Annotated in this window: 11 protein-coding genes, 1 tRNA gene and 1 pseudogene; 5 read left to right on the forward strand and 8 right to left on the reverse strand. The window is 35.0% G+C overall.

Annotated features, from left to right (window positions below; genetic code table 11):
* Positions 1-8 precede the first annotated feature (8 nt).
* Positions 9-81, forward strand: a tRNA-Ala gene (locus tag TAGGR_RS06945).
* Between the two features lie 38 nt (positions 82-119).
* On the opposite strand, the gene TAGGR_RS06950 is transcribed toward TAGGR_RS06945, so the two are convergent.
* From TAGGR_RS06950 to TAGGR_RS06975, 6 genes and pseudogenes are all read right to left on the reverse strand, one after another.
* Positions 120-572, reverse strand: a complete 453-nt coding sequence (locus tag TAGGR_RS06950) for a site-specific integrase (protein WP_082673606.1) — start codon at positions 570-572, stop codon at positions 120-122.
* A 537-nt stretch (positions 573-1,109) separates the two neighbouring features.
* Positions 1,110-1,781, reverse strand: a complete 672-nt coding sequence (locus tag TAGGR_RS06955) for a M48 family metallopeptidase (RefSeq protein WP_059176648.1) — start codon at positions 1,779-1,781, stop codon at positions 1,110-1,112.
* A gap of 3 nt (positions 1,782-1,784) precedes the next feature.
* On the reverse strand, positions 1,785-5,006 hold the full coding sequence (locus tag TAGGR_RS06960; protein WP_059176649.1) for a type I restriction endonuclease subunit R: 3,222 nt from the start codon (positions 5,004-5,006) through the stop codon (positions 1,785-1,787).
* 47 nt (positions 5,007-5,053) lie between these two features.
* Positions 5,054-5,185 (reverse strand): annotated as a pseudogene (locus TAGGR_RS06965) (nucleotidyltransferase family protein); the annotation flags it as partial.
* Positions 5,182-6,411, reverse strand: coding sequence for a restriction endonuclease subunit S (locus TAGGR_RS06970; RefSeq protein ID WP_059176650.1), 1,230 nt, complete (start codon positions 6,409-6,411; stop codon positions 5,182-5,184). The gene TAGGR_RS06970 and the pseudogene TAGGR_RS06965, both read right to left, overlap by 4 nt.
* Positions 6,404-8,845 (reverse strand): type I restriction-modification system subunit M, encoded by a 2,442-nt coding sequence (locus TAGGR_RS06975; RefSeq protein ID WP_059176651.1) that lies wholly within the window; start codon positions 8,843-8,845, stop codon positions 6,404-6,406. Before TAGGR_RS06975 ends, TAGGR_RS06970 begins: the two co-directional genes overlap by 8 nt.
* Positions 8,846-9,472: 627 nt before the next feature.
* Here TAGGR_RS06975 and ilvC point away from each other — a divergent pair.
* The 4 genes from ilvC to TAGGR_RS07000 are packed head-to-tail and all read left to right on the forward strand — an operon-like array spanning position 9,473 to position 13,371.
* Positions 9,473-10,486 (forward strand): ketol-acid reductoisomerase, encoded by a 1,014-nt coding sequence (gene ilvC / locus TAGGR_RS06985; RefSeq protein WP_059176653.1) that lies wholly within the window; start codon positions 9,473-9,475, stop codon positions 10,484-10,486.
* Positions 10,483-11,103 carry a phosphatidylserine decarboxylase family protein gene (locus tag TAGGR_RS06990; protein ID WP_059176654.1) on the forward strand — a complete coding sequence of 207 codons (621 nt, stop codon included), beginning with the start codon at positions 10,483-10,485 and terminating at the stop codon, positions 11,101-11,103. Before ilvC ends, TAGGR_RS06990 begins: the two co-directional genes overlap by 4 nt.
* The gene (gene pssA, locus TAGGR_RS06995; RefSeq protein WP_059176655.1) at positions 11,100-11,879 is read left to right on the forward strand and encodes a CDP-diacylglycerol--serine O-phosphatidyltransferase; all 780 of its coding nucleotides are present in this window, start codon (positions 11,100-11,102) and stop codon (positions 11,877-11,879) included. Before TAGGR_RS06990 ends, pssA begins: the two co-directional genes overlap by 4 nt.
* Positions 11,857-13,371: a 2-isopropylmalate synthase gene (locus TAGGR_RS07000; RefSeq protein ID WP_059176656.1), complete on the forward strand. Its 1,515-nt coding sequence runs from the start codon at positions 11,857-11,859 to the stop codon at positions 13,369-13,371. The genes pssA and TAGGR_RS07000 overlap by 23 nt, the downstream gene beginning before the upstream one ends.
* On the opposite strand, the gene TAGGR_RS07005 is transcribed toward TAGGR_RS07000, so the two are convergent.
* Positions 13,351-14,157 carry an ATP-binding protein gene (locus TAGGR_RS07005; protein ID WP_236698923.1) on the reverse strand — a complete coding sequence of 269 codons (807 nt, stop codon included), beginning with the start codon at positions 14,155-14,157 and terminating at the stop codon, positions 13,351-13,353. The two genes, TAGGR_RS07000 and TAGGR_RS07005, sit on opposite strands and share 21 nt — an antisense overlap.
* Positions 14,097-14,570, reverse strand: a complete 474-nt coding sequence (locus tag TAGGR_RS07010) for a methylated-DNA--[protein]-cysteine S-methyltransferase (RefSeq protein WP_059176657.1) — start codon at positions 14,568-14,570, stop codon at positions 14,097-14,099. Before TAGGR_RS07010 ends, TAGGR_RS07005 begins: the two co-directional genes overlap by 61 nt.
* Between the last annotated feature and the right edge of the window lie 11 nt (positions 14,571-14,581).

Genomic DNA, 14,581 nt, shown 5'->3' on the forward strand with positions numbered 1-14,581 from the left:
AACAAATCGGGCGGTTAGCTCAGTTGGGAGAGCGCCAGAATCGCACTCTGGAGGTCGGGGGTTCGACTCCCCCACCGTCCATTAAGTAAAATCAAGGGTTTCCACCACATAGCACAATCCTAAAAATTGGTTACTGTGTCAGTTTTTGTGTCACTTATTTTTTTTGATGTTGAAAAAATGCGGCTGAGACAGCTTACAGCTCTGGATTTATGTTCTGGTGCAAGGTGTGAGTATCTTAAGGTCATCTTAATGTCTTTGTGTCCCAAGAGTTCTTTAACAGTTGTAAGGTCAACTCCGTTCATAACAAGCTGGCTTGCAAAGGTGTGTCTTAAGTCGTGGAAGTGGAAGTCTTTAATGTCAGCCTTTCTTAAAACATGATTAAAGCTTCTTTTTACATCATAGTATCTTGTATTTGTTAGAGGATTCACAAAAACATAATCAACATCAATCTTTCTTTCTGTAAAAAGCGTTCTGAACAAAGACAGTAAAGTATCGTCCATTGGAATGTCTCTTCTTTCTGAGTTTTTTGTTTTCTCAATGTGGATGTATCCCCGACTTTGACAGTTAAAAATTTAAAATCCTTTATTTTCAATATGTTAGGGCGCACCTGTCCTGTTTACTCCACTACAACTTCTTTGAGGATTACTGGCGGGATTTTTACTCCTAAGGCTCTCAATATCTGATTACTCTCTCTGCAGCTGTCCTTGCATAAACCTCTGTTTTTTCCGTCCTTATCTTTATCGCTCTTACTCTGTCAAGTTCCTCAATAGCTTGCTCTGCCGTTATCCTCTGTTAACTTCCTCTGTATTACTCTTAATACGTAAAAACTTAAAAAACATAGCATTATATGTCCTGAAAATTCTCACTGAAAAATTACATTCTTCGATAAGTTTCTTTTCAATTTTTGTTTATTTAATATTTTCATAACTTGCATTCTATCTTTCCTCCTTACACATTTTTTCTCCCATCTCCGTGTCCCCCCGTGTTCTCCGTGGTGAAAAAAATTATAAACCACAGAGGAGCACAGAGTGATTTTAAAACGAATAGAATTTGAGTTTTATAACTAAAGCTTGGTTTCATAAATAGTACTTTTTTTAATATTTCATTTATTATAGTCTTAAAAGATATCCATTGTTTTTTAACCAATCCCTTGAATTTTCATAATTTGGCATTAGCATTTTTACTATATTCCAAAAAGCTTTTGAATGATTTTTTTGTTCAAGATGAGCAAGTTCATGGACAACAACATAGTCAATGACCGATAGAGGAGCCATTATTAGTCGCCAGGAAAAATTTAAGTTACCTCTGTGAGAGCAAGAACCCCATCTTACATTTGCATTCGTAATAGAGATTTTATTATATGTAAATCCTCTTTTTTGAGCGTACCATTGGACCCGTTCCGAGATTTTTTCATAGGCTCTTTCTTTATACCAGCTGATAAGTAACTGCCTTGCCATTGGCTGATAATCTCTCAAGAGAAAGAAACCATTATTAAACTTCAGTGGTGTATCCTGCTCATTAACTATGTACAATTGGTATGATTTTCCAAGATAGAGAAATCCCTCTCCATTTACAAACTCTTTTTTGGCAAAATGTGGGTCTCTGGTGAGCACTTCATTTTTCTTTTTTTCTATCCACCTTATGTGTTTTGTGACAACTTTTTTTATAGTTTCTTCACTAACATCAAAGGGCGCCCTAACTATTAGGGTTGCATCGTCAGTTACCTGAAGGGCTATGGTTTTTCTTTTTGAGCGAATTATTTTGTCAATTTTGAGTGTCATTGATTAATTGTTACCTCCATAAATGTGATATGCAAGTTCCAATAGTCTTTGGGCTATTTCATTTCTTTTATTGAACAGATTAACCTCATTTTTGGTAAGGTATGGATGTGTCTCTTCTGCTACACTTCCTATTCTTGTTTGTTTAGATGGTTCTCTTTGTTTCAATAGATGAGCAATTATAAATGACTTTAATCTTTTTTGTTTTGAGTAGTTTTCCCAGAAATCAACTGAGTTTATTTCTCCTTTGATAATTGATAAAATGTCCTGTGTTAGGGTAACCAGGAAATTAATTTGATTTTCATCATAATTTTCTATAGGCTCCTTACCCAAGATCATCTGTTTTAGTAATCCAAAAAATGGCATTTCTTTTTTCGGATCAAATCCAAAGTTTTTTTCGGCATCTCTTCCTTTTTTAATTTCACCTCTCAGGTTTTCTAATTCCTGAGCCAGTAAGTCCCAATTTTCTTTGTATTCTTCAAGTATCTTTTTCAATCTATCTGAAAAGCGCTCATATAACTCAGGGTCTTCCTCAAAGTGTTTTTCAATATGTTCTCTTATCGCATATTCCAATTCTTCTGCTCTGGCTTTTGAGGTCTTTTGCCTTGATTTCGGAATAAAATCCTCTGATAGCAGTGGAATAGGCGGAATCTTTGGATCTATTCCTTTTGATACTAAGTATTCCTCTACAATTTCTCTTATCTTTTTACTCGCATCTTTTATGCTGAGTTTATCATCTCTGTATCTCTGTCTTGCAGATTCTTTTATGAAGTTGATAATTTTTAGGTCTGTTGTATATTTTAAGGCTTCCGGATCGGGAAGAACTTTGTCCAGTGCCCTATTGAATGTACGAACAACGTTTATAAATTCATCTCTTATTTCTTCATCTACCAGTAAATCTATACATTCTTCGACATTTTCTCGCCAGTTGTCAATTTGAAATTTTTTGAAGAAATCTTCAATCTGACTGTGTGTATATCTAAGTTCATCTTTAGTCCTTGCTTTATTGACAACGACCTGACTTATCTCTTCAATATCCTCATCAGCGTATATTGCAAGAGCTTCCTTTAAATGTTTCAAAACACCAACATAATCGACCACAAAGCCACAGTATTTATTTTTATAAACTCTATTAACCCTTGCAATTGCCTGTAAAAGCCTATGTTCTTTGAGGACATTATCAAGGTACAGAACCTGCTCTATTGGAGCATCAAAACCTGTAATAAGCATCTCGTTTACCACAATTATACTGACATCTCCGTTTATTCCACTTTGTTCGTCGGTTTTGTCAAATGGCATCTTAAAACTTTTTATATTTCTGTCGTGTTCGTTAACATCTGTATATTCTCTTTTATAAATTTGCGGGTCATCGTTGGGTGCACCGGATATTATAACGGCTACTTTAAGCCTTTTCAGTGTATCTATGTCAAGATTATAGGGATTATTTTTTTCCAGTTCTGCTATTTTTTCTTTAAGGGCATTCTCAAGTTTTTCTTTATACCTTATTGCTGCAAGTCTTGATACAGCAACAACCTGAGCTTTAAAACCATTAGGGAAAACATGGGTTATATAGTGTTCTATCATATCTTTTGCCTTGTCCCTTATTACATTTGCATCTTCAAGATAAGCCCGCCAGGTATATCTTCCCATAATCTGCCGTTTTTGTTTCTCATCAACTGCGTGGAAGACATCTTCAAATTTTGCATTAGCAGCATCTTCGTCGGAGATTTCTGCTGAATGTGTCCTTCCTTCGTATACAATTTCAACTGTTACCCCATCCTTAACAGATTGACTTATAGTATACTTATCAATGTAATCGCCAAAGGTAAGCTCAGTTTTTTCTATTGGTGTGCCGGTAAAGGCTATTTTTATTGAGTTTGGAAGAGCTTTTCTTAAATTGGCTCCTAAAATATTGTATTGAGTTCTGTGAGCCTCATCTATCATTACAAGAATTTTATCAGAGTTGTTAAGCAGTGGAAATTCTTCTCCAAGCTCCCTTTCCTGAAATTTATGTATCATTGCCATTACTAAATCGGGCGTATTTGTTCTTAGAAATTCTTTCAATTTTTCAATGCTGTCGGCGTGGTGAATAGTGTAACCCACACTTTTTGAAGTTTCTTTGAGTTGTTTTTCAAGTTGTTCCCTGTCTGTTATAAAGACGATTTTAAAATCACTTAGATCAGGATCCCGATAAATAGCTCTCACAGTTTGCATCATTGTCAAAGATTTACCTGACCCCTGTGTATGCCAGACTATACCACCTTTTTCTTCTGGTGTTTTCCCTCCCTTGATTTTGTTGATTATTTTTTTTACAGTCCTGAATTGTTGATACCTTGGAGCGATTTTAATCAAACCTGTGCCTTTGGAATCTTCAACAAAAAGAGTAAAAATGCGAAGTATATCCAGTAAATTACTTTTTGTAAGTGTTCCTTGAACCAGCAATTCCTGGCTTGTAACTATACTTTTTTCACTTATGTCTGAAAGTGTATAAGGATATGGATCTTTCCATTCATTGAAATGCTCATATTCTGATGTTATAGTGCCTAATTTTGCCACCTGATTGGATGTAGCAATCATAAATAGGTTATACCAGAAAAGTTTTTCATTTCCCTCTCTTATACCTCTTCTGTTTGCATATCTCATAAGTTGAGTTATGGCTTCATTTACAGGGTCTGCTATTGCTGGGGATTTGCACTCTACAACAACCAAAGGCATGCCGTTGACAAAAAGGACTATATCGGGAATTATGTGTTTTTCAGTGCCTGGAATGTTCACTTTAAATTGAGAAATGGCAATGAAAGAATTGTTTTCTGGGTTTTGAAAATCTATGTATCTCACTGTTGGACTTCTTTCCCCTGTTTTTTTATTTTCCGAGACAGAAGTATTTTCTAAGAGTAAATCGTGGATTTCTCTGTTGGCTTCAAGCAAAGAATTGGCCTGTGGTGTTGTTATTCTTCGCACAACTTCGTTTATCTGGTCATCTTCTATCCATTGATTTATTCTCTTAATAGATGCTTTAAGTTCGTCTTCAAGAATTACTCCTCTAAAACTTTCTCTAAACTTTATAGTATTACCGTAAACAGGTTCGCCATTACTATCAAAGCTGATAATTTCTCTTACATCCTCAGGATTATCTTTATTTTGCCTGTAAATCTTCCAACCAATCCTTTGAAGATGTGTAAGAAACGGGTTTTCTACATAATGTTCTTCGTCAAGTTTGGCATACATTTTTTAATCCTCCTTTTCAAGAAGAAAATTTACTGCCTTTTCCAGCTAATGTCCACATCACTCTCACTGCTCTCTTCTCCTCTTGCATAAGAGCCAAAGAGAGCTATCTCACTTACACCAAATTTTTCCACTAAATAATTTTTATGTTCCTGTAAAATTTGATGTATTTTATTTTTCATTTTTTGTCTTCTTCCTCAATTAATTTATTTACCCTAACCTTTCCTGTAAGCAAATCTTCCATCAAACCTTTTTTGATACGCTCAAGTTTTTGCTTGTAGGCTTCTTCTTTTTCTATGGTGTTGTCTATCTGTGAAAGAATTTCAGCAATGCGCTGTTGCTCGAGGAGGGGAGGGAGAGGGATTTGAATTTTTTTCACTATTGTTGTGTTTAAATTTCCTTGTGTTCCTATTTGACCCAAAGAATTTATTTCTGTTTCTTTAAGCTCAAGTAAGTAATACAGAAATTCCGATATTATTCTATTAGAAAGATCTTTTAATGCCACAAAACCATCGTGTATACAAGAATGTATCTTAACAATTGTTGGTCGCCCAATTGTTGCACATATGCTCATAATAACTTCATTCGGTTCTACTTTTACGCTTTTTTCCTCTCCTATTTTTGAAAGGTATTGATTAGTCTCTAATAAATACTTTCCCTTAATATCTTCAATTCGTATCCATGCTCTACCTATTCCTTTTTGAGTAAAGTAAATTGGATCATCAATAGGTCTTGGAGAAGCTCCTCTCTTAACATTACAAACTTCCCCCAATCTCACAACTTCCCACTCTTCTGGAATTCTTCCAATTGGTGAATCTTTAAATTTATGTGTTTTCTCACTTCGTATTTTTCCATTTTCATCAATGCCTTTTGTGAGTAAATCCTGCATCAAGCCCTGTTTTATACGTTTGTATTTCTCTATGATTTTTTCAGTTTTTTCTATGGCATTGTCAACAGTTTCAAAGATTTCTGCAATTTTTTGCTGTTCGGGGAGGGGAGGAAGTGAGATTTGAAATTTTGAGAATTCCGAAATCCAAAATCGCTTATGCTCACTTCCAGGTTTAAAGTTTAATATTTGTAATATGCAATATGCTACATATAAATTATTTTCTTCATTTTTTGTATTTAGTATTTTTATTGCAGAGGATTTTAATTTAAAAGGGAAATTGATATATTTACTTTCAGTTGTAAAATCATCAAAAATAATTACGGGCAAGTTTTCAAATATTCCAAATTTTTCATCAGTATAACCTAAAATAAAAGTTTTTCCTGGAGTCAAAACAGGGATACCACTATTTTTATCATAATTTTCATTTTTTACTAGATATTTTGTAGGTTGTTCATACTTTAAAATCTCCCCCAACCTTACCCTTTTCCACCCTTCTGGAACTTTTATATTGTCATTCATTTGCATACCCCAGTTGTTTTAAAAATTCATTAAGTTTTTTTACCTCCTCATCTCTCTCTGTTATCAGCTGATTTAAAGAAATTTTATAATTATCCCATAACTTTTCAAAAATTTTTATAACTTCTTTCTTTTCAGCGTTTATGTATTTTTCTAACCCTTGTTTTAGGGTTTCTTTAAATTTTTCCAAAAGCAACTCTTTTGCTTCTTCCTCGGTCAATGTTTCTCTTTTTTGTTTTACGCTTTCTTCAAGTGTTTGTTGTTTTTGTTTTAGTTCTTTGTTTATTTTTTTCAATTCTTTGTCTTTTTCCTCTATTTTTCTGATCAAATCTTGCCACTTCTGTGCTTCTTTAATTGCTGCTTCCTGCTTGCTTGATAATAAATCATTAATAATTTGTTTTAAAAATTCTTTTACTTTGCCTGCTGTTTTTTGTCCCTGTTCTTCCTCATCCCAGTCTTCCACTTCTTCAAGAATTTCGTTTAATTCACCTTCTGTCTGTGCAATGTTGCTTTCAATTTCTTCAATCTCTTCTAACTCCTTTGCAAAAAACTTCCTTTCAATCATCTCATCATCAATAAGCATTTTACTCCACCCAGACGAAACCACAGTTTTAAAATCATACTTTAAATCTTCCCACCAGTTGACAAATACGCCAGCAATTTTAAATTCATCCAGTAATCCTAAAGGCAGTAACTTCTCTTTTAAACTTTTCAAGGCTTTCTCTCTGAAGTTCCAGAGATTATTATTCTTAGGAAATGCCTCAATATCTTTTTCAACATCAGCCCACCATTCGTTTAGTTTATGGAAATGTCTATCATACGTTTCTTTTACACCTGCGTAATTTTCAATAATTTCCTTTATTTTGCTTTTTTCATCAATATCACTTATAAAGTCAAGGCTTTCATTATCTGTTTCAGTAAATAAGTTATCCACCTTAAGATTAAACTTCTCCATCTGTTGTTTATAAAGCTCAAGCTCCTGTTTTGGTATGTGTCCGTTTATGTGGTGATGGACATTTTCTATTTCTGGCTCGGGTGAATTATCCACATATCTGCGAATATTTAAATTAAAATCGTTTTCTTCTATTTCTTTGATATCTACAAGCCTTGAATATTTTGGAATTTCTAAATTGTTATCAAACACTGTAACAATCTTTTCAATATCCTCAGGTCTTAAATAATTTTGATTTCTTCCTTCTCCATATTCTCTGTCTGCGTTGATAAATAAAATCTTGTTTTTAAGATGCTCTGGCTTTCTTTTATTGATGACAACAATACATGCAGGAATGCCTGTATTATAGAAAAGTTTTGGTGGTAATCCTATTATTGCCTGAATAAGGTCATCTTTAACTATACCTTCTCTTATAACTTTTTCCTGCCCGCCTCTAAACAAAACACCATGGGGCATAACAGTTGCCATTATCCCATCTGGTTTTAAGCTTGCAATCATATGCTGCAGGAACATCAAATCTGCCTTTTTACCAGTCTCTGGCGTAAAGCCATATTTAAACCTTTCAGGGAACTGCATATTTGCTTTTGTATAGTTTTGAGAAAAAGGCGGATTTGCTAAAACCCTATCAAATTGTCTAATGTAACCCTTCTCAACAAACTTTGGTGTGGTAAGTGTATCCTCATTCTCAATATGTGCATCCGGGATATCGTGAAGTATCATGTTCATTTTGCAAATAGACCAGGTTACTCCATTATTTTCCTGTCCGTAAAGAGCCAGATTCTTGGGATTTTGACCTTTTTCCTCTACATATTGTCTTGCTTCAATTAAAAAACCACCAGACCCGACGGTTGGGTCGTAAATTCTCATGCCTTCCTGGGGTTTTACAAGTCTTACCATTAAGGTTTTCACATGCGGTGGAGTATAAAATTCTCCGCCCTTTTTCCCTGCCGAGTCGGCAAATTCTTTGAGTAAGTATTCATAAGCTGCTCCGAGAAGGTCGGGAAATTCAAAATCCTCGTTTCTTAAACGGTATTTATTAAAATGGTGGATTAAGTCGATAAGTTGCTGGTCTTTCAGGCGAGTTTTACCCTTCACAGCATTGAAATCTATATGTTTCAAAACACCATCAAGTTCAGGGTTTGCTTCTTCCAAAGCTGCAAGTGCTTTATTTAGCTGATTGCCAACATCTTCTTTTAAGCTCAAAATATTTTTCCATCGGGCTCTTTCTGGAACGAAAAAGGTATCGCCATAGGTAGTTTGATCTTCTAAAAGTTCTTCTATTTGCTTTTCAGAAAATCCCTGGTTTTTAAATTCTTCAAAAAGTTTTTCTCTCTTTTCCTCAAACACATCTGACATACGCTTCAAAAAAAGCATACCGAAGATGTATTCTTTATATTCGGAGGCATCCATTTTGCCTCTTAAAATGTCGGCAGCTTTAAATAGGTGGGTCTCAAGTTGCCTAAGTGTAATCTTTCCGTTATTCATATCCTATTCTCCTACTTATGGTTGAGTTTTGTTCGGTATTTATATAACTAATTTTATTTCATTTTGCATAAATTATACTATGTTTTACCCTGTCAAACAAGGAAAATGGAGAAAAAAAAGATAAAATATCGCCAAAGTCAGACTTAAAATTGACATGTTTTAGAAAAGTGGGGGATCTATGAAATGGATAATTCAGTATTCCAATAAAGCCTTAGATTTTATTAAGAGAGAAAAAATTTCTGACGAGGTTAAAACTGAAATAAAAAATTGATTTGGAAGGTTAAAGGAGAGAACATAAACCTTGATATAAAAAAACTAAAAGGAGAATGGTAAGGTTATTACAGAATAAAGAGAGGATTGATATTTACAAAGGAGCAAAGGAATCAATAAGGGATTTTTTAAGTCTATCCGAAGCAAAAATAAAATGCAATAAAATCAATAGGTTACAACCTGTTGACGCGGGTTCGATTCCCGCCGCCTCCACCAACAGAGATAATCCTTCCATGAAAATTGTAAAAAGTAAATGCCTCTCACATCTGAGATAGACTATCTAAAGATTTTCAAAAATTAGCTAACATACTAATCTATGTGTTATAATTTTTAAATTTTTAGTTCGGAGGTGGAATAATGAAAATCTATTACGATGTTGATGTAAACACAGATGTACTCAAAGGTAAAAAAATTGCAATCATAGGATACGGCAGCCAGGGACATGCCCATGCTAATAATCTCAGAGACAGTGGATTTGATGTTATTGTCGGATTGAGAAAAGGTAAAAGTTGGCAAAAGGCTGAAAATGCAGGATTCACAGTAATGCCTGTTTCAGAGGCATCAAAAATAGCAGACATCATAATGATTCTCACTCCTGATGAACTTCAGCCCGAACTTTATAAAACAGAGATAGAACCAAATATCAAAAAAGGTGCTTTTCTTGCCTTTGCACATGGTTTTAACATTCACTTTGGTCAGATTGTCCCTTCAGATGATATAAATGTTTTTATGGTAGCTCCAAAAGGACCGGGGCATCTTGTAAGAAGTGAGTATTTAAAAGGAATGGGAGTGCCATGTCTTATGGCTGTTTATCAGGATCCTTCAGGAATAACAAAGGATGTTGCCCTTGCTTATGCAGTTGGCATTGGTGGTGGGAGAGCAGGAATTATTGAAACAACCTTTAAGGATGAAACAGAAACTGACCTTTTTGGTGAGCAGGTTGTTCTGTGCGGTGGGTTGACTGCTCTAATAACAGCAGCCTTTGAAACACTTGTTGAAGCAGGATATCCTCCTGAGCTTGCCTATTTTGAGTGTCTCCATGAAGTAAAACTTATTGCTGACTTAATTTACGAAGGTGGAATCTCATTAATGCGTTATTCAGTAAGCAATACTGCTCAGTATGGAGACCTCACCAGAGGACCAAGAGTGATCAACAGCTCTGTAAAAGCTGAGATGAAAAAAATTCTTGAGGAAATTCAGAATGGTACCTTTGCAAAAGAATGGATACTTGAATGCAGAGTTGGAAAACCCACTTTTAATGCACTTACGAAAAAAGGCGAAGAACATCCAATTGAAAAGGTTGGAGAAAAATTAAGAGCTATGATGCCATGGCTTAAAACTTCAAAATTAGTGGATAAATCAAAGGCATGATAAGAAAAGAAGTAATACCATATGTTGGTGGAGCATTATTTTTAAGCTCATTTTTTTACTTATTATGGTTAGAACCCCTTGCAATTGCCTGTCTGGTAATATGTCTGTTTTTTCTCTATTTTTTCCGTGATCCTGAGAGAGTTCCGCCACTAGATCCTAATGCAGTGGTCTCTCCTGCAGACGGCAAGGTAATAGAAATAAGACAAAATAGTAGCCTATGTAGTCAAAATCATACTGAAGTTAGCATTTTTATGTCACCTCTTGATGTTCATGTAAATAGAGTTCCCTTTGATGGTATTGTAAAAGAGATAATTCATACACCAGGCAAATTTTTTTCAGCATTTAAAGAGAGAGCTTACAGAGAAAATGAAAATATAAAGATAACTTTTGAAACTCCCCATGGACAAATTGTTGTAAGACAGGTTGCAGGTTTTATTGCAAGAAGAGCAATATGCTGGTTAAAAGAGAGAGAAAGTTACCGCAAAGGTGAAAGATTGGGGATGATTAAATTTAGTTCACGGGTAGATATATGTCTACCCTCTTCTTTTAAAATCCAGGTAAAAGTTGGACAGAAAGTTAGAGCAGGACAGACAGTAATTGCATTATTGCAGAAATGATAAGACCTAAAAGAAAAATAAAAGATCCGGATAGAAAACCAAGAAAAGGTGTTTACATTCTTCCAAATGCTCTTACACTTTGTGGGATGTTTTTAGGCTTTTATGCAATAATATCAGCTATAAATGGAAAATTCATTCACTCCGCGTGGGCGATAATCTTAGCTAACATATTTGATGGACTCGATGGACTGGTTGCAAGACTTACAAAAACAACTACCCGTTTTGGTATTGAGCTTGATTCTCTATCAGATCTCGTTAGTTTTGGGATAGCTCCTGCAATTCTCATTTACAAATGGGGGTTGTCAGATTTCGGAAGAGTTGGTTTTGCAATAGCCTTTTTATTTGTTGCCTGCGGAGCTCTAAGACTTGCAAGGTTCAACATTCAAGTAGGTTTTACTAAATCATTTAAAGGACTGCCAATACCTGGAGCTGCCACAATGCTTGCTGCTATAGTTATTTTTTGTCAGGAAATACTAAATTTTGTTCCCCATAGAGATTTAATTTTCCCTGTAATTACTTTCATTCTATCGCTTTTGATGGTCAGCAATCTTAAATTTCATGGACTTAAAGAGATTGATTTTAGAGAAAAAAAACCTTTCTGGATACTTTTATTTTTTATGCTCATATTAATCTTTATAGTAATCCATCCAAATTTTGCAATATTCATACTTGTAAGTGTTTATGTTTTTTCAGGTATAATTGAAAATATAATAATTTTAATCAAAAAAAGAAAACAAAAAACTGAGGTGGAAGATGAGAAGAATAAAGATATTTGATACAACTTTGAGAGATGGAGAGCAGTCTCCCGGAGCTTCAATGAATGTAGAAGAAAAAATTCAGGTTGCAAAACAGCTAAAAAAACTTGGAGTTGACATAATAGAGGCAGGTTTCCCAATTGCCTCACCAGGTGATTTTGAAGCAGTAAACAGAATTTCAAAGGAAGTAAAAGGCTTAGTCATTGCCGGGCTTTGCAGAGCACGGGATGAAGATATTGAAAGGGCTGCAGAAGCTTTAAAGCCTGCAGAACAGAGAAGAATTCACACATTTATTGCCACATCAGATATTCATCTTAAATACAAACTTAGAATGGACCGTCAGCAGGTAATTGAGGCAGCAGTTAAAGCAGTTAAGAAAGCAAGACAGTACACTGATGATGTTGAGTTTTCAGCTGAAGATGCTACCCGTTCTGACTGGGATTATCTGTGTAAAGTAACTGAAGAAGTAATAAAAGCAGGTGCTACTACTGTAAACATACCTGACACAGTGGGTTACACCATCCCTCAGGAATATGGAGAGCTTATTGAATATCTCATGAACAAAGTTCCAAACATTGACAAAGCTACAATTAGTGTTCACTGTCATAATGACCTCGGTCTTGCTGTTGCTAATTCCCTTACGGCAATACTAAAAGGCGCAGGGCAAGTAGAGTGCACCATAAATGGAATTGGTGAAAGAGCAGGAAATGCTGCGCTGGAGGAAATTGTCATGGCACTTAAAGTTAGGGGAGACTTTTTCAAAGCAGATACAGGAATTGTTACTCAAGAGCTTTACAGAACAAGCAGACTTGTGAGCAAGATTACAGGAATGGTTGTTCAGCCCAATAAAGCAATTGTTGGAGCAAATGCCTTTGCGCATGAAGCAGGAATTCATCAGGACGGTGTTCTAAAAGAAAGAACAACCTATGAAATCATGAGACCTGAAGATATAGGAATTCCAAGTTCAAAAATTGTTCTTGGCAAACACTCGGGCCGACATGCGTTCAAGAAAAGACTTGAAGAGCTTGGCTTTAGCCTCACAGAAGACGAAATAAACAGAGCTTTTGAGAGATTTAAAAGGCTCGCTGATCAGAAAAAGTACATATTCAACGAAGACATTGAAGCACTTGTTTCCGATGAAGTATTGAAAATTACAGAAGTGTATCAATTAATAGACCTTGAAATAGCAAGTGGAACAAAGAAAAAGCCAACTGCTACAGTAAGAATGAAGATAAACGGAGAAGAAAAAGAAATTACCACCTCAGGTGATGGACCTGTTGATGCAGTATATAAAGCAATTACTGAACTTACTGGCTCAAAGGCTGAATTAAATAAATTTGAAATAAAAGCAATCACCGGTGGAACAGATGCTCTTGGAGAGGTAACAGTTATACTTGAAGAAGGAGGGCACACTGTGAGAGGACATGGTTCTGACACAGATATAATTGTTGCCTCTGCAAAAGCTTATATTAATGCTCTGAATAAGCTTGCACTAAGGAATTTGAAGGCTTAACACAAACTGATAGGCTGATCTCCCTGTTGTTCCATGAACCAAAGCCCATTCATGGGCTTTTTTTATTAATTCATTTTGGGACAAACTAATTCCATTCTTGCTGGCATAATGCTTTACTATTTCAAGATACTGCTCTTCCGAAAATCTATAAAATCCAATTCTCAATCCAAATCTCTCAATCAAGGAAGCACGCTCCTGAAGAGTATCCTCAGGGAAAAGTTCATTGTCAGACTGAGATACTGCTGGCATAAGAGTTCTTCTGTTTGAAGTAGCATAAATTACTGAATTTTCAGGGAACTCCTCAAGCCCACCATCCATTATCAGTTTTAAGTCTCTAAACTCCTCTTCGTTTTCATTAAAAGAAAGGTCATCTATGAATATGATGCATCTGAACTGAGGATTTTCGTAAATAATGTCATAAAGATAAGAAATTGTGATGATATCACTCTTTAAAACTTGAATCATTCTAAGAGGAGTGTCCTTGAAATAGTTAAGCAAACTTTTTATTAGCGTGGTTTTACCTGTCCCTCTTTCACCCCATAATAGAACATTATTTACTCTTTTACCTTCAATAAAAGCCTTTGTGTTTTCAATAAGAAGTTTTTTCTGTTCTTCAATGCCGTAGAGTTCATCTATTTTTTGTGTAGGAATTCTAATAACAGGCTTTAATTGCTTTTCTTTTCCATTCCATATGAATGCCTGAGATTTATTAAACATAATTTTTATTATAGCATCTCCTGATAGGATTTCACTAAAGATACTGATCTTTCGTGCTCTATGAGCCATTTTTTGACTTCAATTCCAAGAGAGTATCCACCCTGTGTTCCGTCAGATTTAATCACTCTATGACATGGAATTATAATTGGAATTGGATTCCGCCTTAAAGCCTGACCAATAGCTCTTGGTGATGTATTAATTTTTTCAGCCATAAGTTTATAGGTAACAGTATGTCCATAGGGAATTTTACGAGTTAAATCAAGAACTTTTTTATCAAAGTTAGATAGACCTTGAATGTTGATTGGGTAGTTAAACTCTAAGAGTTTGCCTTCAAAATATGCAATTAACTGCTCAATAAACTCTGATGCAGCTATTGGAATAAATATTTCTTTAGGTCTTACTAATGATATTTTTTTAACTGCAAAACTCTGATCAAAGAAAATCTCAAGAAAACCAATGGGAGTTTTTACGCAGGCAAGCATTAATTTTATTA

The sequence above is a fragment of the Thermodesulfovibrio aggregans genome, from assembly GCF_001514535.1.
Classification (GTDB): Bacteria; Nitrospirota; Thermodesulfovibrionia; order Thermodesulfovibrionales; family Thermodesulfovibrionaceae; genus Thermodesulfovibrio; species Thermodesulfovibrio aggregans.